General features: G+C 72.1%; 18 protein-coding genes, 1 pseudogene and 1 riboswitch. Of the genes and pseudogenes, 8 read left to right on the top strand and 11 right to left on the bottom strand.

What is annotated here, in order from left to right; genetic code table 11:
- Positions 1–60 precede the first annotated feature (60 nt).
- Positions 61–1,506: a DHA2 family efflux MFS transporter permease subunit gene (locus OG521_34970; protein ID WUW25685.1), complete on the top strand. Its 1,446-nt coding sequence runs from the start codon at positions 61–63 to the stop codon at positions 1,504–1,506.
- Positions 1,507–1,541: 35 nt separating this feature from the next.
- Here OG521_34970 and OG521_34965 read toward each other — a convergent pair whose 3' ends face one another.
- Complete coding sequence (locus OG521_34965; GenBank protein WUW26904.1) at positions 1,542–3,956, bottom strand: SpoIIE family protein phosphatase; 2,415 nt, start codon at positions 3,954–3,956, stop codon at positions 1,542–1,544.
- 233 nt (positions 3,957–4,189) lie between these two features.
- Here OG521_34965 and OG521_34960 point away from each other — a divergent pair, with 233 nt between their 5' ends.
- Entirely contained in the window at positions 4,190–4,360 is a 171-nt protein-coding gene (locus OG521_34960) for a hypothetical protein (GenBank protein WUW25684.1), read from the top strand.
- Positions 4,361–4,530: 170 nt separating this feature from the next.
- Here the strand turns inward: OG521_34960 and OG521_34955 are convergent, their stop codons facing one another.
- The gene (locus tag OG521_34955) at positions 4,531–4,719 is read right to left on the bottom strand and encodes an antitoxin (protein ID WUW25683.1); all 189 of its coding nucleotides are present in this window, start codon (positions 4,717–4,719) and stop codon (positions 4,531–4,533) included.
- Positions 4,720–4,911: 192 nt separating this feature from the next.
- Here OG521_34955 and OG521_34950 point away from each other — a divergent pair, with 192 nt between their 5' ends.
- On the top strand, positions 4,912–6,555 hold the full coding sequence (locus OG521_34950) for a GMC oxidoreductase (GenBank protein WUW25682.1): 1,644 nt from the start codon (positions 4,912–4,914) through the stop codon (positions 6,553–6,555).
- A gap of 120 nt (positions 6,556–6,675) precedes the next feature.
- On the opposite strand, the gene OG521_34945 is transcribed toward OG521_34950, so the two are convergent.
- From OG521_34945 to OG521_34930, 4 genes are all read right to left on the bottom strand, one after another.
- Positions 6,676–7,155 (bottom strand): carboxymuconolactone decarboxylase family protein, encoded by a 480-nt coding sequence (locus OG521_34945; GenBank protein WUW25681.1) that lies wholly within the window; start codon positions 7,153–7,155, stop codon positions 6,676–6,678.
- Entirely contained in the window at positions 7,152–8,231 is a 1,080-nt protein-coding gene (locus tag OG521_34940; GenBank protein WUW25680.1) for a dihydrodipicolinate reductase, read from the bottom strand. Before OG521_34940 ends, OG521_34945 begins: the two co-directional genes overlap by 4 nt.
- Before the next feature lie 281 nt (positions 8,232–8,512).
- Positions 8,513–9,991 (bottom strand): integrin alpha, encoded by a 1,479-nt coding sequence (locus OG521_34935; protein ID WUW25679.1) that lies wholly within the window; start codon positions 9,989–9,991, stop codon positions 8,513–8,515.
- Positions 9,992–10,186: 195 nt separating this feature from the next.
- Positions 10,187–11,068, bottom strand: a complete 882-nt coding sequence (locus OG521_34930; protein WUW25678.1) for a transglycosylase SLT domain-containing protein — start codon at positions 11,066–11,068, stop codon at positions 10,187–10,189.
- 5 nt (positions 11,069–11,073) lie between these two features.
- Positions 11,074–11,257: riboswitch (cyclic di-AMP (ydaO/yuaA leader) on the bottom strand.
- Positions 11,258–11,938: 681 nt separating this feature from the next.
- Here OG521_34930 and OG521_34925 point away from each other — a divergent pair.
- From OG521_34925 to OG521_34905, 5 genes and pseudogenes are all read left to right on the top strand, one after another.
- Positions 11,939–12,727: a 2,3-dihydro-2,3-dihydroxybenzoate dehydrogenase gene (locus OG521_34925; GenBank protein ID WUW25677.1), complete on the top strand. Its 789-nt coding sequence runs from the start codon at positions 11,939–11,941 to the stop codon at positions 12,725–12,727.
- 62 nt (positions 12,728–12,789) lie between these two features.
- The gene (locus tag OG521_34920) at positions 12,790–14,007 is read left to right on the top strand and encodes an isochorismate synthase (protein WUW25676.1); all 1,218 of its coding nucleotides are present in this window, start codon (positions 12,790–12,792) and stop codon (positions 14,005–14,007) included.
- Complete coding sequence (locus OG521_34915; protein ID WUW25675.1) at positions 14,004–15,719, top strand: (2,3-dihydroxybenzoyl)adenylate synthase; 1,716 nt, start codon at positions 14,004–14,006, stop codon at positions 15,717–15,719. The genes OG521_34920 and OG521_34915 overlap by 4 nt, the downstream gene beginning before the upstream one ends.
- Positions 15,720–15,732: 13 nt before the next feature.
- Positions 15,733–16,365: an isochorismatase family protein gene (locus tag OG521_34910; protein ID WUW25674.1), complete on the top strand. Its 633-nt coding sequence runs from the start codon at positions 15,733–15,735 to the stop codon at positions 16,363–16,365.
- Positions 16,366–16,409: 44 nt separating this feature from the next.
- A pseudogene (locus OG521_34905) lies at positions 16,410–18,077 on the top strand (amino acid adenylation domain-containing protein).
- A gap of 29 nt (positions 18,078–18,106) precedes the next feature.
- Here OG521_34905 and OG521_34900 read toward each other — a convergent pair.
- Genes OG521_34900 through OG521_34880 form a run of 5 tightly spaced genes read right to left on the bottom strand, consistent with a single transcriptional unit; the run spans position 18,107 to position 25,402 of the window.
- A complete protein-coding gene (locus OG521_34900; protein ID WUW25673.1) occupies positions 18,107–20,944 on the bottom strand; it encodes a DUF5682 family protein in 2,838 nt (945 codons plus the stop codon).
- Positions 20,941–22,053: an AAA family ATPase gene (locus OG521_34895; protein ID WUW25672.1), complete on the bottom strand. Its 1,113-nt coding sequence runs from the start codon at positions 22,051–22,053 to the stop codon at positions 20,941–20,943. The genes OG521_34900 and OG521_34895 overlap by 4 nt, the downstream gene beginning before the upstream one ends.
- A gap of 12 nt (positions 22,054–22,065) precedes the next feature.
- The gene (locus OG521_34890; protein ID WUW25671.1) at positions 22,066–23,514 is read right to left on the bottom strand and encodes a VWA domain-containing protein; all 1,449 of its coding nucleotides are present in this window, start codon (positions 23,512–23,514) and stop codon (positions 22,066–22,068) included.
- On the bottom strand, positions 23,511–24,929 hold the full coding sequence (locus OG521_34885; protein ID WUW26903.1) for a hypothetical protein: 1,419 nt from the start codon (positions 24,927–24,929) through the stop codon (positions 23,511–23,513). Before OG521_34885 ends, OG521_34890 begins: the two co-directional genes overlap by 4 nt.
- Positions 24,899–25,402 (bottom strand): hypothetical protein, encoded by a 504-nt coding sequence (locus OG521_34880; protein WUW26902.1) that lies wholly within the window; start codon positions 25,400–25,402, stop codon positions 24,899–24,901. The genes OG521_34885 and OG521_34880 overlap by 31 nt, the downstream gene beginning before the upstream one ends.
- Positions 25,403–25,407: the final 5 nt, after the last annotated feature.

Genomic DNA, 25,407 nt, shown 5'->3' with positions numbered 1-25,407 from the left:
AGCCACCGGATTTAACTACCCAGTAAAGTTACTTGGATGGCTCGGTTAAAAGGGGTTTCTGTGTCTGTAACGAAACGAGCGGGGAGCGGGGCGGCCGGGCTCGATGCCGCGCTGCTCACCCTGGTCGGCGTCATGGTGCTCGGCGGGATGATGTCCTACCTGGACGCGACGATCGTCAACGTCGGGATCAGCACGCTGGGCGGCGAGTTCCACGCGACCCTGGCCACCGTCGAGTGGGTCACCACGGGCTATCTCCTCGCGGTCGCCCTCGCGATCCCGGTGGCCGGGTGGGCCGTGGTCCGCTTCGGCGCCAAGCGGATGTGGCTGCTGGGACTCTCGGTCTTCCTGACCGGGTCGGCGCTCTGCGCCGTCGCCTGGAACGCGGAGAGCCTGATCGCCTTCCGCGTCGTCCAGGGTCTCGGCGGCGGGATGGTCGACCCGATCATGATGACGGTCGTCGCGGGCGCCGCGGGGCCCGCCCGCATCGGCCGGGTCATGGGTCTGGTCTCCGTACCGATCACCCTCGGTCCCGTGGTCGGCCCGGTCATCGGCGGGCTGCTGCTGGACAACTTCTCCTGGCAGTGGATGTTCCTGGTCAACATCCCGTTCGCCCTCGCCGCGATCGTGCTGGCCGTCCGCGTCCTGCCGGCCGACCCGCCGCGGGCCGCGGACCCCGTACCGCTCGACGCCCCCGGTGTCGCCCTGCTCTGCCCCGGCTTCGCCGCGCTCGTGTTCGCGCTGTCCCGGGCCGGCGGCCAGGGGTTCGGGGACGCCGGGGTGATCATCGCCCTGACCCTGGGCATCGCCCTGTTCACCGTGTACGCCGTGCACGCCCTGCGCACCACCCGCATACCCCTGCTCGATCTGCGCCTGTTCGCCAACAAGGGGTTCGGCGCGAGCGTCGCGACGATGTTCCTGCTCGGCGGCGGGCTGTTCTCCCTGCTGTTCCTGCTGCCGCTCTACTACCAGCAGGTGCACGGCCACGGCGTACTGCGGTCCGGACTCCTGCTCGCCCCGCTGGGCCTCGGCACGCTCATCGGGATGCCGGTGGCGGGCCGGCTCGCGGACCGTCTCGGTGCCCGCCGGCTGGTGCCCACCGGAGCCCTGCTGATCGGGGCCGGCGCCCTGGTCTTCACCGGTGCCGATGCCGGAACTCCCCAGATCTGGCTGACCGCGGCCCAGTTCGCCGCCGGTTTCGGGATGGGCCTGGTCGGTGCGCCGACGATGGGATCGGTCTACCGGACCGTGCCGGGCGACGCGGTGGCGGGCGCCACCGGCGCCGTGTTCATCCTCAACCAGATCGGGGCCTCGCTGGGCATCGCCGTCGTCGCCCTGATCCTGCAGGCCGGCGGTTCCGTGCCGGCCCCCACCGCCGCCACGTTCGCCCACGCCTTCTGGTGGCCGGTGGCGGCGGCGGCCGTGGTCTTCCTCGCGGGTCTGCTGCTCCCGGGCAGGCCGCGGCCCGAACCCTCGGGCACCGGCCGGGAAGCGGCCGTCACCGGGTGAGCTGCCCCGCCGGGCCGGCGGCATCGCCCGGGGAGCTACGCGGTCCCGGCGGCCCACCGGGCCGCGAGCAGCAGGGCGATGTCGTCGGGCCGGTCCGCGGCCTGCCTGGCCCGGCCGATCACATGATCAGCCATCTCGGCCAGGGAGGCAGCGCCGCGCTCGGCGATGGTGCTGCGCAGCCGCTCGACGCCGACGTCGATGTCCGTTCCGGACTCCTCGACCATGCCGTCGGTGTACAGGGCGAGCATCGCGCCGGGGGCCAGCTCCAGTTCGGTGACGGGGTACGTCGCGTCGGCGTCGACACCGAGCACGATGCCGCCCGGCAGGTCCATGACCTCGACGGTGCCGTCGGGGCGGCGCAGCACGGGCTGCGGATGGCCGGCCCGCACCGCCTGGGTGCTGCCGGTGGCCGGGTCCATGACGATGTAGCAGCAGCTCGCGAACTGGCCGGGGTCGAGATCGATGAGCAGCCGGTTGGTCCCGCTCATCACTTCCAGCGGATCGTGCCCGCTGAGCGCGAAGGCCCGCACCGCGCTGCGCAGTTGGCCCATGGTCGCGGCGGCGGCCACGCCGTGGCCCTGTACGTCCCCGATGACCAGGGCGAGCCTCTGCCCGGTCTCGATGACGTCGTACCAGTCGCCGCCGACGTCCATGCCCTGGGTGCCGGCGAGGTAACGGCCCGCGGTGTCGACGCCGTCCACGACGGGCAGACCGTGCGGGAGCAGGACGTTCTGCAGGCCGCGGGCCAGGGCCGCCTCGGTGTCGTAGCGCTGGGCCCGCTGGAGCGCCTGGGCGATGAGTCCGGCCAGTGCGGTGAGGACCGTACGCTCCTCCGGGCTGAAGCCGCGCGGCTGGTCGAAGCCGAGGATGCACGAGCCGACGTGCCGTCCGGAGGCGATCAGGGGCAGGAAGGCGCGCGCGCCGACGTCGGTCTCCATCGGGATGCCGGGGTACGCGGCGGCCAGCCGCTGCATCGACTCGAAGAAGATGGGGCGTCCGGTGGTCAGGGTCTCGACGCCGGGGATGCGGGCGTCGAGGGCGACGCCGTCGAACCGGTCCAGGAACCCCTGGGGGAAGCCGGTCTCCCACTCCAGGTAGAGATGACGCTCCTTGAGCAGGTAGATCGCGAGCTGGCGGCCGCCGAAGGCGGGAAGCAGTTCCTCGGTCACCACGGCGGACACCTGGCGGGCGGTGACGGCCTCGGTGAGCGCGATGGCGAGGGCGACCGGCCGGTACAACGCGGCGGAGCGGTCGGCCGGTGAGCCGAGCCCCAGCCCGGGCGATACGACGGAGCCCGGCGTGTAGGCCGGCTGGTCGGTCGGGGTGAGGACGGCCGTCAGACCGTCGTGCCCGGGGTACAGGGAGACGGAGAGCCAGGGCTGCGGCGTGTTGCGGCGGGCGAGGAAGTGGACGGGCGCGTCGGAGATCATCGCGGAGCGGTAGTGGTCCTCGTAGGCGGGGTTCGCGAACCACGGCAGGGCCTCCCAGAGGACCCGCCCGACCAGTTCGGACCGGGGACGGCCGAGGATTTCCTCCGCGAGGCGGTTGATGTAGGTGATCCGGGCGAAACGGTCGAGGGAGAAGATGCCGCGCGGCAGCCGGTCGGCCGCCTCCGCGACGACCGGGCCGATCCCGAGGTCGACCAGGAACCCGGTCAGATGGGTCGTCGCGCCGGGCTCCGCTCCGCTGTCCCGGCGGCCCGAGACCTCCAGCAGGTGCGAGCGCCCGTCGGGGCCGCGCAGCCGCATCCGGCGGACGACCGGTCCGCCCGAGCCCGCCGCCTGACGGGCCAGGGTCCACAGCCCGTGGACGTCCTCGGGGGCGAGCCGCGCCGCCAGTGCGTCGATGGTGCCGGGGAACAGCTCCGGCCCGGTGCCCAGGATGGCGCAGAGCTCGTCGTCCGCGCCGACGGCGCCGCTCTCCAGGTCCCAGTCGAAGCGGCCGATCCGGACCGGCGGCGAACTGCCCGCTGGAAGCTGGACGGGCAGCGGCTCCTCGTCCCACCGGGTCTTCGTCCCCGCGGACTCCAGTGCGGCCAGTGCGGCGCCGAGCGCGTCGGCGACGGTGCGCAGCCTGCGCCGGTCGGCGGTGCCCACCGGTTCCCCGGGGGTCGCCGGGCGCAGCACGACCAGGACGGCGAGCGGCTTGCCGCCGTGGATGACCGGCACGTAGAGGGAGCCGAAGGGGAAGGGCAGGCCCGCCATCAGCTGTGGGAAGCGGCGCATCGCCTCCTCCGCGTCGGCGAGGTGCACGGCGTGGCCCGACCGGAAGGCCTCGGCGACGGGGAACGGGCGGTTCACGTGCATCCGCCACCAGGGACGGAACAGCGGTCCCGGCAGCCCCGCGAGCACGGCCAGCCGCAGGAGTCCGGGGGTGCGGGAGGGCAGGTAGACGCCGCCGGCCTGTCCGCCGGCGGACTCGATCGCGGTCACGACAGCCTGGGCGAGCACCAGCGACAGTTCGTCCGGCGCCCGGCCGTCGTTCGGCCTTCCGGACAGGCTGCCGCCCTCATCGAGCGGAGCATGCCGGGCAGCGCCGTACCAGGTCACACAGTCAGCATGCTCCCCCGGCGCCGTACCGCGCACTTCAGGGCGTCCGGCACCGGCGACCGAAATGCACCCTTCGTACTTGTGTGCAAGTCTGAAGTCGGCCCATCGTCCGACATCCGCGAGGAGGCACGATCATGGGCAAGAAGCAGAGCCGGCAGAACCGCGGTGCGCGCACCGGGGGCCACGACCACTCCACGGCCCCGGAGGCCAAGGAACAGACGAGCACGGCGCCCACGCCCGATGCGGTGAAGGCGATCTCCGAACAGGTCTCCCACAAGCGCGAGCGGAAGTTCGGCCACAACTGACCTTCCGGTCGGTCCCGCGGCCACACGAAGACGACGGAGCGGCAGCCACCGGGGAGGGTGGCTGCCGCTCCGCCGCGTTCCGTCCCCGCCCCGCCACACGCAGGCGCCAGGCCCCCACCCTTGCGGGTGGAGGCCTGGTGGAGGGTGCGACGGATGGAGGGTGCGACGCCCTACCGTTCGTCGGTGGGCGGACGGCGTTCACCGGTCTGGTCATTGAGCTTCTGCTGGGCGGTGTCGACCTGACCGCTGTACTTGTTGCCCGTCTTCTTGTCGATGAAGTCGCCACCCTTCTCGACTCCCTGGCGGGCCTGGTCGGGGTGCCCCTTGATCAGGTCCTTGATCTTGTCGAGCATGCTCATGACTTTCCTCCTCATGGAACGCTGACCCTCCCAGCATCCACGCGATGCCCCGGCGCCGCACCCCGGGACGCGGCGGCCCACTGCCGGCCGCGGACGGCCGGGGCCCGGGAAATTACCGATAGGTATCTAGTGACTTCTTGAGCAAGCGCCAGTAGAACTCGTTCCCATTCGACCGAGAGTGAGGAACGTCACATGACGGATTCGACCTTACCCCACAAGGGATCGAGCGAGGTCTCGCGTCGGGGATTCATCGCTAGAACAGGTTTCATCCTGGGAGCCGCCGCGCTCTCGGGCCACGCCACCGCCGCCCAGGCACGGACCACCGGTGCGGCCGCCGTGATCGGCAACGGGGACCGTGTCCCCGTGCTGGTGATCGGCACCGGGTACGGAGGTTCCGTCGCCGCACTGCGGCTCGCCCGGGCAGGCGTCCACGTCCACATGGTCGAGATGGGCATGGCCTGGGACACCCCGGGTTCGGACGGCAAGGTCTTCGCCAACACGACCTCGCCCGACGGCCGTTCGTACTGGCTCCGGACGAAGACCAAGCAGCCCCTGAGCAACTTCCTCGGTTTCCCCATCGACCGGGCGATCCCGCGCTACACCGGCATCCTGGACGCCGAGGACTTCAGCGGCATCACGGTCTACCAGGGACGGGGCGTCGGCGGCGGATCACTCGTCAACGGCGGCATGGCGGTGACGCCCAGGCGCGAGAACTTCGGCGCCATCCTGCCGACGGTCGGCGCCGACGAGATGTACTCGACCTACTACCCGCGCGCCAACTCCGGGCTCGGGGTCTCCACGATCGACCCGGCCTGGTTCGACACCGTGGACTGCTACAAGTACGCCAGGGTCGGCCGCAAGCACGCCCAGCGCTCCGGCTTCCCGTTCGTGTTCGTGCCGGACGTGTACGACTGGGACTACATGGAGCAGGAGGCGGCCGGGACCGTACCCAAGTCGGCGCTGGCCGGCGAGATCCTGTACGGCAACAACTACGGCAAGAAGTCGCTGCAGAAGACCTACCTCGCCCAGGCCGCGGCGACGGGCAAGGTCACCGTCTCACCCCTGCATCAGGTGACCTCGGTCTCCCCGGCGTCGGGCGGCGGCTACACCGTCGTCATCGACGAACTCCGCACCGACGGAGGCATCGCGGCCACCAAGACGGTCACCGCGGACAAGGTGTTCTTCGCCGCGGGCAGCGTCGGCACCAGCAAGCTGCTGACCAAGCTCAAGGCCACCGGCGCCCTGTCCGGCCTGAACGACGAGATCGGCCGGGGCTGGGGCGACAACGGCAACGTCATGTGCGGCCGGGCCAACCACCTGTGGGACCCGACCGGCGCGGTCCAGTCGAGCATCCCCTGCGGCGGCATCGACAACTGGGACGCCGGAGGGGCGTTCGCCGAGGTGGCACCGCTGCCGACCGGGATCGAGACCTTCGCCTCGTTCTACCTGTCCATCACGAAGAACCCGAACCGTGCCCGCTTCACCTGGAACGCGGCGACGGGCCGGGTCGACCTGGACTGGCAGACGGCGTGGAAGCAGCCCTCCATCAACATGGCGAAGTCCATCTTCGACAAGATCAACTCCAAGGAGGGGACGATCTACCGGACCGACCTGTTCGGCGTCTACAAGATCTGGGGCGACCACCTCACGTACCACCCGCTGGGAGGCGCGGTCCTCGACAAGGCCACCGACAACTACGGCCGCCTACACGGCTACACGGGGCTGTACGTGATCGACGGCGCGCTGATCCCCGGCAACACCAGCGTCAATCCGTTCGTCACCATCACGGCACTCGCCGAACGGAACATCGAGAAGATCATCGCCACCGACCTGTGACAGCGGGTCCGCGGGGGCGAACCTTCCAGTAGAAGGGTGGGCAGTCCTCCTACTGGACGCACGCCGTGACCGGGCTGTCCGCCGACAGCCCGTTCAGTGCCCCGGCCGGCCGCCGGTCCGTCAGTGCCCGGGCAGCACGCACACGGCGTCGAGGCCCAGCACATGGTTGAGCCGGCCGAAGGCCAGCCACGAACCGATGCTCATGCTCAGCTCGACGATCTCGTGCTGTGTGTAGTGCGCGGTCATCCGCGCCCAGAACGCGTCGTCCAGGCCGTGGTGGTCCAGGGCGTACCGCTCGGCGTACTCCGCCGCCAGCCGCGTCCGTTCGTCGAAGGCGTCGGTGGTGCGCCAGTCGCTCACCGCACCGGCGAACTCCTCCTCGACCTTCTGCCCGTCGCGCTCCGTGCGCCAGTCCAGGCAGAACAGGCAGCCGTTGATCTGCGCGATGCGCAGCCGCGCCGCCTCGAACTCGCGGAGCCCCAGCGTGGTGTGCTCGTACACCGACAGCGAGAAGTTCGCCGCGGCCATGCCGATGCCGGGGACCATGTCGCCCCATACGTATCCGATCGGCTCCTGGCCCTCGGGGATGTCGATGATCATGGCTGCTTCCTTCCGAGTCGGCCGGCTGCGGGGCGCAGGGGGACGTCGAGGGCGTCGTAGAGCCCGGGTTCCGCTTCCACCAGCCAGTCGATGGCGTTCACCAGCCGGCCGACGGCGGTGGCGTTGCCGCCCGCCGAGCGGTTCTCGCCCTCGTCGGTGGCCTCGACGGTGACCTCGATGCGCGGGCGGCCTTCGATGATCACGCGGTGGGCGCCGGCTCCGTCGGGAGGCGAGGGCCAGTCCGGGGCGCAGGACGGGTGGATGCGGGTGATGTGCTCGATGACGATGCGGGGTTCGCCCCCGACGATGCCCTGGACCTCGAAGCGGACCGCGCCCTGGGTGCCGGCCTCGAACACGCCCATCGTCCGGGTGGTGACGGTGGTTTCGAGCGGCCGCCGGGCCATGGTCTCGCGGATGTCGTCGAGTTCCACGTCCAGCGCTCTGGCCATCAGACGTATCTGCCCGCCCCACACCATGGTCGGTATGGAGGCCGCGAGCATCAGCGGCTCGTACTCCATGGGGTGTCCCATGCCGATCAGGTCGCGGACGGAGTCGGGCTGGTCGTAGGTCGAGTAGTCGAAGATCTCCTGGCAGCGGATCGCCTCGACCGTGGTGCCGAGTCCGCTGATCAGCAGGGGCAGTACGTCGTTGCCCCAGCCGGGGTCGACGCCGGAGACGAAGAGGGAGCCGCCACCGCCCGCGACCGCGGACAGGACCGGTTCGCGGAGTTCGGGCGGCGCGCCGCGCTGGTCGTAGAGGGCGTAGAGCGCGGGTGTGACGACGACGGCGCCGCCCGCGACCGCCCTGGTGATGTCGGCCAGGGCCTCGTCGGGGCGGATGTCGCCGGAGGCCGCGTACACGACGGCCCGGGGGGCGGTGGCCAGCACCGCGTCGATGTCATCGGTCGCCGCGACGCCCAGATCGCGGTCCAGGCCGGCGAGGCGGCCCGCGTCGCGGCCCACCTTGCCGGGGTCGTGGACGAGTACGTGCGCGAGTTTCAGGGCCGGATGGGCCTCGACGGCGCGGATGGCCGCGCGGCCGACATTGCCGGTTCCCCAGACCACCGTGGAAATCATGCGGCGGAGGGTAGCGCGCGGGATGAAAGGTTCATAGTGGCATCGCGCACCGGCTTGGCACCGGTCCTCGGGAGCGGTCCGGGGTGGGTCGGGGGGCGGTGTACGGAAGCGGTCCCGGGCCGGTCGGGGGGCGGTGTACGGAAGCGGTCCCGGGCCGGTCGGGGGGCGGTGTACGGAAGCGGTCCCGGGCCGGTCGGGCGGATCCGGCGGGCCGTGTACCGGAGGCGCCCCGGGCAGGTCCGACGGGACCTGGCCCGGGCCGCGCCGCGCCGCGGCTGCCGCTACTCGTCGATCGCGGCTCCGTATCCGGCGCCGGTCTCCGGGCCGCCGAAGGTGCCGGCGTCGAACGTCCATGAGCCGGATGCCGTCACACCGCCCGGGCCCGCCGGGAACGCCCAGACGATGCCGTCGCCGGCGTTCTCCCCGGGCGCGGCGGACAGCAGGCCGGACCGCCCGTCCTTGTCCGGATCGGTCAGCCGCACCTGGCCGCCCCAGCGGTCGCCCCGCTCGGGAGTGCCCGGCACGTTCGCCGAGTCCTGGTCCCACGAAGCTGCGCCGGTGGCGGTGAGCCCGCCGGCCGTGCCGCGCAGCACCCACACGGCCCCCGCGTCGGCGACCGTGCCGATGTCCTCGCCGGGGGCGCCGACCGCCACGTCCGGGTACCCGTCGCCGTCGGTGTCCGCCACGGAGAGGTCGGCGCCCCAGCCGTCGCCGGCCTCCGACCCGCCGGGGATGCCGGGGGTGTCCTGCGTCCACCACACGGGCGGGGTGCCCGGGCCGTCGGCGCCGACGGGGCCGTCGCCCGCGCTGCCGTAGTACACGCCGACCACACCGCCGGTCGTCGTTGCGCCGCCGTCGTCGGGGCCGGCCGGCTCGCCGGTGACGAGGTCGTCGTAGCCGTCGGCGTCGATGTCGCCGGTGGCGACGGCCGGGCCGCCGCGCAGATCGTGGTCGTAGCGGAGCCCCTGGACCTCGCCGAGGAGGACGGCGGACCAGCCGTGACCCGGTTCGTCGCCGACGGTGACTCCGGAGATGACGAGGTCGGCGAGGCCGTTGCCGTCGTAGTCGCCGGTGGTCAGGGCGCGGGGTGCGATCTCTCGCCCCGGGGTGCCGGGGATGTGGCTGCTGCTCGACGTGGCGTTCCGGCGGGTTCCCGGGGCGTACTGGAACAGGGTGAAGTCGGTGCGGTCGGTCACGGCCAGCTGGTCGCCGGGGATGTCGGGGCTGAAGTGCGCCGCGGCGAGCGCGCTGCCGAACCGGCCGCCGACGACCGGCTCCGCCGCCTGCAGCCAGTCGCTGTCCGTGCCGGAGAGCCCCTGGGCGGAGCCCCACAGGACGACGGCGCCGCCCGCGTCCGTCAGCGGCTCGATGTCCTCGCCGGGCACGCCCACGACCGCGTCGTCGTACCCGTCCCCGTCGAGGTCGCCGGTGGCCAGGGCGCGGCCGAAGCCGTCGCCCGCCTCGGCGGCGCCCGGTACTCCCGCGGTGTTCTGGCTGAGGACGCTCCCCCGGGTGGCGTCGATGCCGCCCGGCCCGCCGTACTTCACGGTCGCGTAGCCGGCGCCCTGCTTGCCGCCGACGGTCCCGCCGGGCGCGCCGATGAGGACGTCGTCGTGTCCGTCGCCGTTGAAGTCGGTGTTGCGGTCGTCGGCGTGCGTTCCGCCGGGGGTGCCCGCGTGGGCGGAGGGCGCCGCGACGGCGGCCCCCGCCATCAGGACGAATGAGGCCGCGACCACGGCGGCCGAACGGTAGGTGCGCACGAGCGGCTCCTCGGTTCAAGGATGACCGGGCGAGTCCGGGGGTACGCCGGGAAGAGCCCGTTTCCCTCCTGGCGCCCTGTTGGACCGCCCCTGGCGCACAAGGGTTGTACCGCACGGCAAAAGGGGTGGAAGGGAGCGGTTACGCTCCCTTCCACCCCTGCTCACGGCTCCGCCCGGGGGCGGATCCGCGGTGGATCAGTAGGCGCCGAAGACGTTGTCGATCGAGCCGTACGTGGCGGCGGCGTAGTTGCACGCGGCCGTGATGTTGGCGACCGGGTCCAGGATGTCGAGCGAGGTGCCCGCCACGTGGTACGCGTCGAACGTGGGCTGGATGACCTGGAGGAGGCCCTTGGACGGCGTACCGGCCGCGGCGTTCGAGTCCCAGTTGTTCACGATCTGCGGGTTGCCCGAGGACTCACGGATGACGTTGCGGTAGATGCCGTCGTAGCTGCCGGGGATGCCGTGCTCGGCCATGACGGCGAGGGACTCCTTGATCCAGCCGTCGAGGTCGTCGGTGTACGCCGTCGCGCTCTGCGCGGGGGTGGTCGCGGTGGTCTTCTCGGCGACGGGGGTCGCCGTCGTCCGCTCGGAGCGGTCGGCGCGGTCGGCGGTCGCGGCGCGGCCGGCCGAGGCGTCGGAGGCGCTGTCGGCCTTCTTCTCCGTCTTGAATTCGGTCTCGGTCGCGGCCTTGGGCGCGGTGGCCGCGGACTTGGCGCCGATGGTCAGCTTCAGGCCCGGAAGAATCAGGTCGGGATTGCCGCCGACCGCGCTCCGGTTGTCCTTGTACAGACGCTCCCAGCCGCCGCTGAGGGAATGCCCCTGGGCGATCTTGTAAAGCGAGTCGCCGGAGACCACGGAATAGGTGGTGGTCTCGGTCTTGCGGACCGCAATTTCCTTGGCAGCGACGGAAGTCGGGGCTGCGGCCTTTTCCACGGTGACCGACTGCGACGGTGCGGCGGAAGCCGATCCGGCGACGATCATGGGGAGCGCGAGGACGACTCCGCCCGTGCTCACGGCGATGAAACCGCGGGTCAGGGAGCTGGACTTGGAACGACGGTGCTTGGCCTTGATGGGCATGGCGCTTTTCCTCTCCGCCGCCTGCGAGGTGAGCTGTCGGGTTCGGACTGGAGATGTCCGGCCGCACATGGCGACTTCACCCCTAGCCGCTCCGGATACCGGACCGGCGGCAAACCTGGGTCCCCCGCTCCTGCCGTACGTGAGTGGGTCGGGTTCCCGGACGGCGGCAGGATTCGGCGTTCCATCCGGATTGATTGACGGTGACCGTAAGCGAGAAACGCCGGGCGTAACAAGTCCCGAATTGCTGATCACAATTGATTTGCAAGATCAATCAAAGGAAATGCTCATCTTCAGCCGCATCCGGAGAAGTCAACTTTCTTGGCGCGACAGGGAACCGAAGCTTCCGCTTCCACGTCCGCGGCCGGAAACGTGATGCTGACCACTGCGCCCGAAAGGGGCGATTTGCGCGGGATTCAGAATCCATGACCCGTCGAAAAGTGGCTCGGAGTCGCATAGTTGACTATTAGCTCAAATAGCAGCAATTAGGACATCTGGCATCGCGTGGGCTCACCTCCGGCACCTCGGCAGGCGCGCCGCGGCGCCTCACCCGAGCGCCCCGAAACGGGCCGGAGTCCGGCGGAGTGGAGTTCGATTCCGGGCCGTCCCCCTTGCCCGATCCACGTATGGTTAGCCTAACCTAAGTAAGCCCGGACGGGTTGGGGTGGCCTCGCGGCTGCCCCTGCCTGAAACAGCGTCAACTGCCGTGCTCCGCAACCATCCGGTGCGCGGAGGGCCCGCCCGGACCAGCCCATCAGCCGAACGTGAACGGAGATTCCAGGCCATGCCGCCGAATTCGACCTCCCCCTCCCCCGGTCCCGTCCGGTCCTCGGTGACGTCCTGTCCGGCCGGCGTCCGGAAGGCGACGGCCCGGTGAGCCCCGTACCGGAACTCACCGGCCGGCTCGCCCTCGTGACGGGGGCCGGCCGGGGGATCGGTGAAGCGGTGGTTCATGCCCTCGTCGGGGCCGGTGCCCGCGTCCTGGCCACGGATGCCGCCCCCGAGGGCGTCACCGCACTCGCCCGGACGTACGGCGACCGGGTCACGGCCGACACGCTCGACGTCACGGACGCGGCAGCGGTCGAGGCACTCGTCACCCGGACCGAGGACACGCTCGGCCCCCTGGACATCGCGGTCAACGTCGCCGGAGTACTGCGGTGTTCACCGGTCTCCGAACTGACCGACGAGGACTGGGCGGCCACCTTCGCCGTCAACACGAACGGCGTGTTCCACGTCTCGCGGGCCGTCTCGCGCCGCATGGCCGGGCGGGGCCGCGGCAGCATCGTCACCGTCGCGTCCAACGCGGCGGGCATACCCCGCACGGACATGGCCGCCTACGCCGCGTCGAAGGCCGCGGCCGTCATGTTCACCAAGTGCCTCGGCCTCGAACTGGCGCCCCTCGGCATCCGCTGCAACACCGTGTCACCGGGCTCGACCCTCACCGAGATGCAGCGCGGCATGTGGCCGCCCGGCGACGAGCAGGCAGCCGCCCGACGGGTCATCGACGGCGACGGGGCGGCCTACCGCACGGGCATACCGCTGGGCCGGATCGCCGACCCGGCCGACATCGCCGACGCCGTCGCCTTCCTCGTGTCCGACCGCGCCCGCCACATCACCCTGCACGACCTCTACGTCGACGGCGGCGCCACCCTGCGGGCGTGAACCGCCCGCCCGGCACCTCTTCACAGCGGCTCGCAGCCCTCCCCCACTGGAGACAAGAAGACATGTCTGCCTCACTGCGCGTTCCCACCGCCCCCGACCGGGCCGTCCCGCTCCCCGCACCGCACGTCTCCCCCTGCGCGGCCACCGCGCTGCTGGACGCCTACCGGCCCGGCAGCGACCGATTCCTCGCCTCGGCCCGTCACACCCTCCTCGGCACCGGCACCTCCGCCGAAGTCCCGGATGACTCACGGCCGTTGGGCGTACGTGTCCGGGAAGTGCTCGAAACGCGGCGGCGGGCCGGGGATCCCGCACCGATCGTCATGGGCGCACTGCCCTTCGCCCCGGACGCCCCGCCCTCGCTCGCGGTCCCGAGATCGGTGCGCCGGGCACCGGCCCTGTGCGACGACCCGCTGATCGCGATTCCCGGCCCGTTCGCCGAACCCGGCACCTGGCAGACCCGGGAGGTCCCCGAGCCCGGCGCGTACGCCGCGGCGGTCTCATCGGCGGTCCGGCGGATGCGCGCGGGCGAGTTCGACAAGGTGGTCCTCGCCCGCACCCTGGAACTGACCTCCTCGCGCGACCTCGACCTGGCCGCCATGCTGCGCCGGCTGGCGCAGCACGATCCGAAGGGCTACACCTTCGCCGTTCCCACCGGCCCGGACCGCACGCTGATCGGGGCCAGCCCCGAACTCCTCGTCGCCCGTCGAGCCGGCCGGCTCACGGCGAACCCCCTCGCGGGTTCCGCACCGCGCAGCAATGATCTGGCCGAGGACGTGCGGCGCGCGGCCGCACTGCTCGAGTCCCCCAAGGACCTGCACGAACACGCCGTCGTCGTCGACGCCGTGCGCGAGTCCCTCGCCCCCTTCTGCGTGAGCCTGGACGTCCCCGCACACCCCACACTCGTACGGACCGCGGCGATGTGGCACCTGTCGACGACCGTGACCGGCACGCTCGCGGACCCCGGCGTCTCCTCCCTCGACCTCGCCGCCTCGCTGCATCCGACGCCCGCGGTGTGCGGCACCCCGACCGATGTGGCCCGCGCCGTCATCGCGGAGTCGGAACCCTTCGACCGCGGCGCCTACACCGGCATGGTCGGCTGGCAGGACGCGGACGGCGACGGCGAGTGGGTCGTGACGATCCGCTGCGCGGAGGCGGAGGGGCGCTCGCTGCGGCTGTTCGCCGGCGCCGGTGTGGTGGCCGCTTCGTCGCCGGAGGCGGAGACCGCGGAGACCGGTGCGAAGTTCCGCACCTTCCTCAGCGCCGTGGGGGCCGCACTGTGAGCACCGGCCCGCGGACCGACGCCCCCACCTGGCCCGCCGCCTTCGCCGAGCGCTATCGCGCGGCGGGGCACTGGCGCGGCGAGACCTTCACCGGCGTGCTCCGGGAGCGCGCCGCCGCCCACGGTGACCGCGTCGCGGTCGTCGACCCCGCGAACGGGCGCCGCGCCTGGACGTACGCCGAACTCGACGAGCGCGCGGCCCGGGTGGCCGCCGGGTTCACGGCCCGCGGCATCTCCAGCGGCGACCGGGTCGTCGTCCAGCTGCCCAACGTCGCCGAGTTCGTCGAGGTCGTGTTCGCCCTGTTCCGGATCGGTGCGTTGCCGGTCTTCGCGCTGCCCGCCCACCGCGAGACGGAGATCGGCTACTTCTGCTCGTTCACCGAGGCCGTCGCCTATGTGATCCCGGACCGGCACGCCGGCTTCGACCACCGCGCGCTGGCGACCACCGTGCGGGCGCGGACCCCGAGCCTGAAGCACGTGTTCGTCGTCGGCGAGCCGGGCGAGCACACCGCCCTGTCCGATGTGCCGTGCTCCGGGGACCCGGACCGGGAGACGGACGGGCCGGCCCCGCACGATCTGGCGTTCCTCCAGTTGTCGGGCGGCACGACCGGGGTGCCCAAACTCATCCCGCGCACGCACGACGACTACATCTACTCGCTTCGTGGCTCCAACGAGATCTGCGGCGTCGACGAGGACACCCGGTTCCTCGTGGTGCTGCCGGCCGCGCACAACTTCCCGATGAGTTCGCCGGGCTGGCTCGGTGCCCTGTACGCGGGCGGCACGGTCGTCCTGTGTCCGCGCCCCGATCCGGGGAGCGCGTTCCCGCTCGTCGCGCAGGAGCACGTCACCATGACCGGGATGGTTCCGCCACTCGCCCTGCTGTGGACGGAGGCCGCCGCGGGCACGGCACACGATCTGTCGAGTCTGGAACTGGTCCTGGTCGGCGGCGCCAAGTACAGCGAGGCGGCGGCCCGCCGGCTGGAGCCCGCGCTGGGCTGCCGGCTCATGCAGGTCTTCGGGATGGCGGAGGGGCTCGTCAACTACACGCGGCTGGACGACGGCCACGAGACCGTGGTCACCACGCAGGGGCGGCCGATCTCCGAAGACGACGAGATCCGCATCGTGGACGACGCCGGACAGGAGGTCGCCGAGGGGGACTTCGGGCACCTGCTGACCCGGGGCCCGTACACCATCCGCGGCTACTGGCGCGCCCCCGAGCACAACAGGACGGCGTTCACCGAGGACGGCTTCTACCGGACCGGCGACATCGTGCGCCGCACGGAGAACGGCAGCCTCGTGGTCGAGGGCCGGGCGAAGGACCAGATCAACCGGGGCGGCGAGAAGGTCGCGCCGGAGGAGATCGAGAACATCATCCTCGGTCATCCCTCCGTGCACGACGTGTCGGTGGTCGGGATCGCCGACACGTATCTGGGGGAACGCACACTCGCGTACGTGATCCTGCGCGCCGGCGCCGAACCGCTCGCCGCCGTCGCCGTGAAGCGCCTCGTGCGCGAGCGCGGAGTCGCCGCGTACAAGATCCCCGACGTGGTCGAGTTCGTCGACGCCTTCCCGCAGACGGGGATCGGGAAGGTCAGCAAGAAGGGACTCCGCTCCGGCGCCGCCCCCGACCCTGGCTCTGCTACTGGCCCCGCCCCTGCCCCTGCCCCTGTCGTTGCTCCTGCTCCGCACGAAGCCCGCTCCGACCGGCACTGAAAGGCACACCCCCATGGCACTCCCCGCCATCGCCCCCTATCCCCTGCCGGGCGCGGACGAACTCCCCGTGAACCGGGTCGCCTGGACCGCTGACCCGGCGCGCGCCGTCCTGCTCGTCCACGACCTCCAGAACCACTTCCTCGGCGCGTACCGCGCGGGCGAGCAGCCGCTGACCGGGATGCTGGAGAACACGGCACGGATCATCGAGGCGTGCCGCGGTGCCGGCGTGCCGGTGGTCTACTCGGCGCAGCGCGGCGGCCAGACCGCCGAGGAGCGCGGCCTCCAGCTCGACTTCTGGGGCCCCGGCGCCGCCGACGACGCCGAGGCCCTGGCCATGCCGGAGTGCGTGGCCCCGGCGGCGGGCGACACGGTGCTGACCAAGTGGAAGTACAGCGCGTTCGTCCGTACCGAACTCGACTCCCTGATACGGGAGTCGGGCCGCGACCAGCTGGTGATCACCGGTGTGTACGCACACATCGGGGTGCTCATGAGTGCTGCCGACGCCTGGATGCGGGACATCCGCGCGTTCGTCGTGGCCGATGCCGTCGCCGACTTCTCGCGCGCGGACCATGACATGGCGCTGCGCTGGGCCGCGGGCCGCTGTGCGGTCGTGACCAGCACCGACGCACTCCTGAAGGAGATCTGAGCCGGATGCCCCCGCTTCGGAGAGCTCCGCTCGGTCCGCGGGCGACGGAAGGGGTACGGGAACTGGCCACCCGCCTGCGCGCGACCTCGCCCGAGGTGCTGATCGCCGCGCAGGCCCTCTACACCTCGCGCGCCACGGCCCGTTCCGAGGTGGTGCTCGGGGTGCCGGGGCCGGTCCCCGAGGTGCCGGAGGTGCCGGACCGGGTGGCACACGTCGTTCCACTGCAGCTGACCGTCAGTCCCGGTGCGAGCTTCGCCGAGCTGGTGCGCCAGGTCGTGCTGGGCGTGCGCGGGATCCACCGCCACGAGGACGTCCGGCGCTCTCCGCGCATCGATCACGACGGCGGTCCGGCCCTGGCCGACGGGGCCGCGCCGACCGCGCACCGGGAGCGCTTCCTGCATCTCGTGGAACAGCTGACGGAGTCGGGCCCGCACACCCCGCTGGCCGCGCTCGGCATCGCCACACCCGACGAACACGCCCTCATGACGGACCAGTTCAACCGCACGGACCGCGCTCTGCCGCCGACGACCCTGATCGGCCCGGTCGAGGCACAGGTCGCCCGCACACCGGACGCCATCGCGCTCCTGTGCGGGGACGTCTCCCTCACCTACGCGGAGCTGAACACCCGCGCCAACCGGCTGGCCCGGCATCTGCGCACCCTGGGTGCCCGGCCGGGGGCCGTGGTGGGGGTGGCGGTGCCGCCCTCGGTGGAGCTGGTCGTCTCGCTGCTCGCCGTGCTGAAGGCGGGGGCCGCGTACCTTCCCCTCGGGCCGGAGCACCCGGCGGAGCGGATCGAGTACCTGTTGCGGGACGCGGCTCCCGTCTGTGTCGTCACCGACCGTGCGGACCGTCTCCCCGCAGGGCCGGGCCCCGAGCGCGTGGTCCTGGAGGGCCTCGACGTGTCCGGGTATCCGTGGTGCGATCCGGCGCGCCCGCTGACGCCCGCACACCCCGCGTACGTCAGCTACCCCTCGGGGCCCACGGGCCGGCCGGACGGCGTCGTCGTGTCACACGGCGCGGTCGACAACCGGCTCCGCTGGATGCAGGACGTCCACGGACTGACGGCGGACGACCGGGTGCTCCAACTGGCTCCCGCGTCGTCCGCCATGTCCGTCCGGGAGCTCTTCTGGCCGCTGCGGGCCGGCGCGACGCTGGTCGTCCCCGGGCCGGACGAAGGCCACGAGAACCCCGGCCGGCTGGCCCGGCTGGTCCATGAACGATCCGTCACCGTCTGCCACTTGACTCCGTCCGCACTCCAGGACCTCCTGGCCGCGGACGACCTCGGTCTCTGCGCGGGTCTGCGCCACGTCCTGTGCAGCGGGGAGGTCCTGCCCCGGGAGACCGCGAACGCCTTCGGGCGCGGGCTGCCGCACATCGCGCTGCACCGCCTCCACGGACCGGCGGAGGCGGCCGTCGACGTCGGCTTCCACACCTGCGGGAGGGAGGGCCGCGGGCCGGTGCCGATCGGACAGCCGGTGTGGAACACCCGGCTGTACGTGCTCGACGCGGCGCTGCGGCCCTGCCCGCCCGGAGTGCCCGGCGATCTGTACGTGGCGGGACGACAGATGGCCGACGGCTATCTGAACCGCCCGGGGCCGACCGCGTCCCGGTTCGTCGCCGACCCCTTCGGCCACGCCGCGGCCCGGATGTACCGCACGGGGGACCAGGCGCGCTGGACGGAGCAGGGCGAGGTCGAGCACCTCGGACATACCGGCCGGCAGGCTGACCTGCGGGCCAGCCCCTAGCCCGCCAGCAGCGCCTCCAGCGCCCGCGCGGTGTCCGGGTGACGGCCGACGAGTGCCACGCCCTCCTGGCCGCCGGGCCCGGAGTCTTCCCACGTGCCCTCGCAGCCCAGCAGCCCTGCCACCGCGTCGCAGGTCGCGGGGTGGGCGGCGAGCAGCGTGCAGCCACCGGCGCCGTCCCCGCCCCTCACCGCCGGCACGGTCTGCTGCCGCGCTTCCGCCCGCCACGGCGGCACCCAGGCGTCCAGCTCCGCGAGACGCCCGGGGAAGGTCCGGCCGGCCTCGCGGATGAGCAGCGGCGCCAGGTCGGCGCCACCCGCGCGCAGCGTCGTGACGAGCGTCGGCAGCCAGGGCAGCAGCACCGGGTCGGGCAGCCGTCCGAACGCCTGCGACACCGCCTCCACCACGAAGTCCGCGAGGCCCGGGACGGGTTCCAGGGCATGCACGAAGCCGCTGAGGTAGCGCGGGTAGGCGGGCACCACCAGGGGGTTGCCCAGCAGTTCGTCGCACGTCGACCGCAGCTCGGTGCGGGAGAGGTGCCCGAGGTGGACCTGCGCCGCCCACAGCAGCGCCGTCCTCGACGGGTCACGCGGGTGCGACTGGGCCAGGGCCAGCCGGAGCTGGGCGCGGTCGCAGCCCAGGGACAGCGCCAGGCCCTCCATGCTGAACAGGAAGCCGAGCATCGCCGCCACCTGACGCACGGTGGCGTCGTCGTCGGTGAACGACGTCGGCAGCAGGGTGCAGTAGTGCGCGTACCCCGCCTTGACGAAGGACTCGATCCACGGCGGCAGGACCGGCTCGCTGGTGCGGTAGTACGCCAGCAGGCGGCGCACCCGGCGCAGTACCTCCGGTGCCCCGTCGACCGTGCGCTCGGCCGACAGCACCTCAAGCGCGCGGCTGCCGAGCTCGTCGGCGAGGCGGCGGCTGCGCAGATACAGCGTCGCGTCCTCGACGGTCTCCAGGACGGTCGCCGCGGTGGCCTGCGCGGCACCTGCCGCACGGCGCAACCGCTGCTCCAGGACCTGTTCGAGGCTGACGCCCTCGTAGCCGAGCTCGATGAGCGCGCGCTGGTGCGTGCCGAGGGCGAGGTCCCACGACTCCTGGAGGGACCGCTCCCCCAGGCTCCGCTCGCCCATGATCGGCCGGGCGGCTCCCGGTGGCATCAGCCGGCGCAGCATCCACAGGACGTCGGAGCACCGCTCCAGTTCGGGCCGGCCGGCGATGTCGAGGAGGGCCCGCTGCACACCGCGCTGCTCCAGCTTCAGCTCCAGGGCCGCGAGACGGTCGTGGACGTCGCGTGCCAGTGGGGGCAGGGCGTCGTAGCCGACCCGGCCGACCCGGTCGCCGCCCATCATGATCTCCACCAGGCGGCGCACATCGCGCCGGCCGGGCACGGTGTCCTTCTCGATGCAGGTGACGGCCGCGTCCTGGAAGTCGTACGGCGTCGGCCTGGCCCGGTCCCGCATGCCGGCCAGCAGGATCGACGTCTCGAAGACGGCGATGGCGTCGGCGGTGGACGCGAGATAGCCGTTGCGGCGGGCCGCGCGCACGATCTCCACGCACCAGCCGAGCAGTTCGGCCTCGTCGAGCCGGTCCAGGACGGGCGGCCTGCGCAGGAAACCGGACAGCTTGTCGGAGGGTTCGGCCGCCGGTCCGGCAACCGGCGCGGTCACGGATTTCTTCGGCTTCTTCGCTCCCGTCTGCCCGGCCAGCCGGTACGGCTCCACGCGGGTGCGCCGGAGGTTCTTCGCCCAGAGCGTCGCGGCGATCGACACCGATCCGCCGGCGAGGCCGAACTGTGCCTCGATCGCCGCGTGGCTGGACGGGATGAGTCCGTGCTGCCACTTCGTGGCCGTGCGGGGGCCGATCTCGAAGGTGTCGGTGCCGTGCACGCCGAACTCCGCGACCCGGCTGGCCGCGTGGAAGGCGCCGCAGACGTACAGGCAGTCGGCGGGGGCCGTCCCGGTCGCGGCCAGGTGTTCGCGCATCCGCGTCCACATGTGGCGTTCGCGGTCCTCGTCCACCCGGACCCGGTGCGGGTCGCCGGGTGCCAGGTGGCGGAAGAGGCTGCCGATGAGGAGCATGACCTGGCGGTAGGTGTCGTGGTCGCCCTCGCCCAGCGGCAGTTCCACGTACTGGTGCCACCACTCCGACCAGTGCCGCACCTTGCCGTGACGCAGCAGGTGCGCCTCCAGTTCGGCGAAGCGGGGCCGGAGGTCACCGATGCCGACGCCGACCGCGTCGCCGTGCAGGCCCGCCTCCTCCTCGGCCGCGGACGGTGTGCCGGAGCCCGCGGACGTGTCGGTGCTGTCGTTGTCTTCTCTCCCGCCCGGCTCCGTGCCGGGCAGTTCCGCTCGGGCGTCCCACTGGTAGACGTGGTCCGAGGAACGGTCGACGAGGACCAGTTCGACACCCGGTGTGTCCAGTGCGTAGGCGATCGCCTGGTACTCGGCCGAGGCCTCGGTGATGGGGGCGACCACGGACAGCGGTGCCCAGTCCGCCGGGAAGCCGTCGATCTCGCTGGCGAACGCCTGGACGGCCACGGGGAGTCTGCAGTTGCGCAGTTCGGTCAGCAGCGGCGCCATGTCCTCGCACAGCTCCAGGTAGATCACCTTGGGCTGCTTCTCCCGCAGGCGGCGCGCCATCGCGAGCGCCGAGGCGGGTGAGTGGTGACAGACGGGAAAGATCTCCAGGGGCTCACGCACGGCACGGTCGACGTCGTCGACGATGCCGAGGAGGATGCTCTCCAGTGCGTCGGGACCGTCGGCGAACGTCGCGGCGGCCTCCTGCAACTGGGTGCGCAGCTCCTGGAAGCCGCGCTCGTGCGGGCCGGTCACGACAGGGTGGCGATCGCGTCGCGGCCGCCCTCCAGGAACTCGGGCCAGGGCCCGCCCTCCTCCTTGCTGCGCGGTTCGACGACGCCGTGCAGGTACTTGTTGAGGATGGCCAGGTCCTCGGGGTCGCGCCGGGCCAGTGAACCGACGAGCGAGGACGCCAGGGTCCGGGCGGTCAGATCACGTTCCCCGAAGAAGTCGCCGTGCAGGACGGCGTCCTCCAGCACGCCGATCTGCTCGGCGGTGGACAGGGCCGACTCCAGCTTCTCGTCGTCGCTGCCGGCCGCGGCGGCGGAGGCCCGCAGGTCGGCGAAGCTCTGCAGGAGCACGTCCAGGAGCGTCGGCGGCACGTCGAGCTCGATGCTGTGGCGGCGCAGCAGTTCCTCGGTGCGGAAGCGGACGATCTCCGCCTCGCTCTTCTTGTTCGTCACCACCGGGATGCGGACGAAGTTGAAGCGGCGCTTGAGCGCCGAGGAGAGGTCGTTGACGCCCCGGTCGCGGCTGTTGGCCGTGGCGATGACGGAGAACCCGGGCTTGGCGAAGACGATGTTGTCGCTGTCCAGTTCGGGCACGGAGATGTACTTCTCGGACAGGATGGAGATCAGCGCGTCCTGGACGTCGCTGGTGGAGCGGGTCAGCTCCTCGAAACGGCCGATCGCGCCGGATTCCATCGCCGTCATGATCGGCGAGGGGATCATGGAGTCCCGTGACTGCCCCTTGGCGATGACCATGGAGACGTTCCAGGAGTACTTGATGTGGTCCTCGGTGGTGCCGGCGGTGCCCTGCACGACCAGGGTGGAGTTGCGGCAGATGGCGGCGGACAACAGCTCGGCCAGCCAGCTCTTGCCCGTGCCGGGGTCGCCGATGAGCAGCAGTCCGCGGTCGGATGCCAGGGTGACGATGGAGCGCTCGACGAAACTGCGGTCGCCGTACCACTTCTGGGAGATCTCCCGGTCGAGGTTGTCGGAGCGCTCGGAGCCCAGGATGAACAGGCGGACCATCTTCGGGGAGAGCCGCCAGGAGAAGGGCTTGGGGTTGTCGTCGACGGACTCGAGCCAGGCCAGTTCCTCGGCGTACTTGATCTCGGCGGGGGCGCGCAGCAGGTCGGACATGGGAGTCCCTTTCTAGGCGAGAAAAGTCTTGAGCTCGTGGACGAGCTTGCTGATGTGGCCGGAGAGGACCGGCGTGCCGAGGGCCTTGAACCGCTCACGGAACCAGGGGTTGACCTCCTGGCGGCCGGAGCTGGTGACCGACCCGACGGGGATGAACCTCACTCCGGACCGGTGGACGGCCTCGATGCCCTCGAAGAGCGGCTGGGAGCGGCCGAACTCGTAGAAGTCGGAGATCCACACCATCACCGTGTCCTGGGGATCGGTGATCTTCGGCCGGGCCATCGCCATCGCGACGGGTCCGTCGTTGCCCCCGCCGAGCTTGGTGCGCAGCAGGGTCTCGAAGGGGTCGTGCACCCAGGGCGTGAGGTCGAGCGCCTGGGTGTCGTACGCGATGAGGTGGACGTCCACCTTGGGCAGCCCGGCGAAGACCGAGGCGAGGATGGTGCAGTTCACCATCGAGTCGACCATCGAGCCCGACTGGTCCACGACGACGATCAGCCGCTGGGGTGTCGTCCTGCGTGCGGTGTGCCGGTAGTAGAGGCGGTCGACGTACAGCCGCTCCTCCTCCGGGCTCCAGTTGGTGAGGTTCTTCCAGATCGTGCGGTCGAGGTCGAGGTTGCGGAACACCCGCTTGGGCGGGACGGAGCGGTCGACGGCTCCCGCCGTGGACTTCTCTACCTGGGTCCGCAGCACCTCGGCGACCTCGTCGACGAAGCGGCGGATCAGGGCCTTGGCGTTGGCCAGAGCGATGCCCGAGAGGTTGCTCTTGTCCCGCAGCAGTTGCTCGATGAGCGACATGCTGGGGGTCAGCCGGGCCGCGAGCACGGGGTCGGCCAGCACCTCGCGCAGGCGCATCCGCTTGACGAGGTCGGCCTCCAGCGCGCCGAGCTCCGGCCCGATCACCGGGATCAGCCGGTCGAGGCCGGGGGCGCCGTGCCCGGAGCGTCCTCCTCCGCCGCGGCCGCCCCGCAGTTCGCCGGGTGCGCAGCCGAGCGCGCGCTCCAGCCATCCCGCGTCGGCCTGCCAGCGCGCCAGCTGTCCGGCGGTGACCGTGCCGGAGCCGGAGGAGAAGACGTTGAGGAGAACCTTCGACACCAGTGCCGCTCGCCGTACTTCGGCGGCCCGGTCCCGTACACCCTCTCCGTCCGCGTCGGCGCTGCTGTCGCTGTCTCTGTCGCCGTCGGGCTCCGGGGCCATCAGTCCGTCGAACTCGTCGGCCAGCTCGGGGTGGCGCTGCACGACCGAGTCGACGGAGGTCTGCGGGTCGAGCAGTGCGGACGGCAGCCCGAGGTCCTCCACGACGGCCAGGCTCGCCGACTCCAGTGCGGGCTGCTCCTCGGGGTCGAAGAGCCGGGCGAGCAGCCGCCAGTACAGCACCTGGCGACGGTTCTCGTGCGGGTCGGCCTCGGCGGTGCGCGGTGAGGCGGACGGGTCCGGCAGGCCGGTCGGTCGGTCCGTCATTTCCGCAGCAGCCTTCCCGCCCGCTCCCGGAGCACGGCGACGGCGTCGGTTGCGGCCTTCTCGGCCCTGGCTCCGGCCTTGTCGCTCGTACCCCCGGCCCAGCCTCCGGCGTGGAGCGCGACGGCCTTCTTCCGTACGGTCGTCTCGACGGCCAGCGGCTGGAGCCGGTAGGCGCCGGCGTCCCAGCGCAGCAGCGCGATGCATGCGCCGGATGCCGCGACGGCTTCGGGCGTCAGCGGCCCGGCGGCCGGTATGCGATCGGTGTCGACCGCGAGCGGATGACCCGCGACGGTGAACTCGATTGCCCCGTCCGCCTGTTGCGCGCTGTATCCCTCAAGGAACACCGGCACGGCGATGCGTGCCGGGTGGCGGTCCAGGGGTGCGGTGACCGCGTCGGCCGCGACGGGCAGGGCGACCCTGGCCGTGACGAAGGGGTCGGCGGGTTCGCCCGTGCGGGCGTGGGCGTCGCTCCAGATCAGGTCGCCCTCGCCGGTGACCGGCATGGCGGTGAGTTCCATCGAGCGGCCCTCTCCGACTGCGGTCAGGAGCGACATGTGCGGTCGGAGCAGTTGCCAGAGCCCCGCGCCGACCACGGTGTCGGGCTTCGGCACCGCGATTCCGGCCCGCACCAGGCGCGGTGTGCTGCCGTCGGCGGGCTCGAACACCGCGTGGACCTGGGCCTGTACGGCGGTGGCGTGCTCGTGGAGGTCGACGCCGAGGGGAAGGAGGCGCCCGGTGGCGGTGCCCGTCGCCGTGGCCGCGGCCGCACCCGGCAGGGTCAGCAGCATCGCGCGCCCCCACAGATCGGCCCAGCGCCGGGCCGGTACGCGCTCCAGCGCCGCACCCGGGCAGGACGCGGCGAGTTCGGCGGCGAAACCGTCGAGCAGGGTCGCGAGGCGGCGCATCGACGGGTCCGGAAGCATGGCGGAGACGACGGGCGCCGCTCCCGCGACCAGGTCATGGTCCATGCCCTGCCATCCGGCACGGGCCAGGTCGGCCAGCCAGGAGCGGGCGGCGGTCAGCAGATTCACGGCCGGCCGGTCCTCGGTCGCCGGTGCGGCGTCCTCGCCGCTCGGCCTGCCCGTCGCTTCCTCGACGCGGTTCATCAGGGCGTCGTGGACGGATCCGAGCAGGGCGGTGCGGGCGGCCGCGAGGGCGACGAAGTCGTCCTCGCCCGCGGATCCGTCCGCGGTCCTGCCGGCCGCCTCGACGACCCGGGCCGCCAGCGGGGTGCCCGCGACGGCGCGGGCGAGGTCGGCCAGGCCGGCGGCCGTGTCCGGCCGGGGACGGAGCAGACCGGCGGCGAGCGCGGCGTCGAAGGCGTCGACGGCCGCCAGTGCCTCGTCGAGTCCGGGAAGGGTTTCGAGCAGCGAAGCGGTGCGCATCACGCCACCGCCCGGGTGGGCGGGAACCAGTGCATCTCCGGCAACGGCTCCGCGCTGGGGGCGAGTTCCAGGTACGCCAGGTGGCGCAGGAAGCGGCTGAAGACGGGGGCGGCGTCCTTGGTCTCCGCCTGCACGGGACGGGTGGCGCTCATGCCGGCCTCGACGGACTGCGCGCTCGGCTCCCCGTCGGCGGTCTCCACCTTCAGGTAGCGGGCGACGCGCTCGGCGCCGTACTGCAGCACGGCCTCGCCGACCAGCGCCCGGATGTGATTGCAGAACGAACCCCGTGCGCCCCCGCAGGGCCGGTTGTTGTTGGTGCTGCAGGCGAATGCGTAGCTGCCGGCCGCGACCGACGAGACGTAGACCCGCCCGATGTCCGAGCCGCTCGACACCACGCCCTGCAGACGTCCGCCGGCCAGCTCGACGAACGGGACCTTGGCCAGTTTGCGTGGCCGCGCGGGTGCGGTCACCCGTGCCGTACTCGACCTCTCCCAGACCGACAACGCAC

It is taken from the genome of Streptomyces sp. NBC_01463 (assembly GCA_036227345.1).
In the GTDB taxonomy this organism is placed as follows: Bacteria; Actinomycetota; Actinomycetes; order Streptomycetales; family Streptomycetaceae; genus Streptomyces.
Note: the sequence above shows the minus strand (reverse complement) of the source record. Positions and strands in the feature narration are given on the sequence as shown.

Excerpts from the sequence above, each read along its gene's own strand:
- OG521_34960 (WUW25684.1), top strand. The coding sequence starts at position 4,190 with ATGGGCAAGAAGCAGAGCCGGCAGAACCGCGGTGCGCGCACCGGGGGC.
- OG521_34955 (WUW25683.1), bottom strand. The coding sequence starts at position 4,719 with ATGAGCATGCTCGACAAGATCAAGGACCTGATCAAGGGGCACCCCGAC.
- OG521_34950 (WUW25682.1), top strand. The coding sequence starts at position 4,912 with ATGACGGATTCGACCTTACCCCACAAGGGATCGAGCGAGGTCTCGCGT.
- OG521_34945 (WUW25681.1), bottom strand. The coding sequence starts at position 7,155 with ATGATCATCGACATCCCCGAGGGCCAGGAGCCGATCGGATACGTATGG.
- OG521_34940 (WUW25680.1), bottom strand. The coding sequence starts at position 8,231 with ATGATTTCCACGGTGGTCTGGGGAACCGGCAATGTCGGCCGCGCGGCC.
- OG521_34930 (WUW25678.1), bottom strand. The coding sequence starts at position 11,068 with ATGCCCATCAAGGCCAAGCACCGTCGTTCCAAGTCCAGCTCCCTGACC.
- OG521_34920 (WUW25676.1), top strand. The coding sequence starts at position 12,790 with ATGTCTGCCTCACTGCGCGTTCCCACCGCCCCCGACCGGGCCGTCCCG.
- OG521_34910 (WUW25674.1), top strand. The coding sequence starts at position 15,733 with ATGGCACTCCCCGCCATCGCCCCCTATCCCCTGCCGGGCGCGGACGAA.
- OG521_34895 (WUW25672.1), bottom strand. The coding sequence starts at position 22,053 with ATGTCCGACCTGCTGCGCGCCCCCGCCGAGATCAAGTACGCCGAGGAA.
- OG521_34890 (WUW25671.1), bottom strand. The coding sequence starts at position 23,514 with ATGACGGACCGACCGACCGGCCTGCCGGACCCGTCCGCCTCACCGCGC.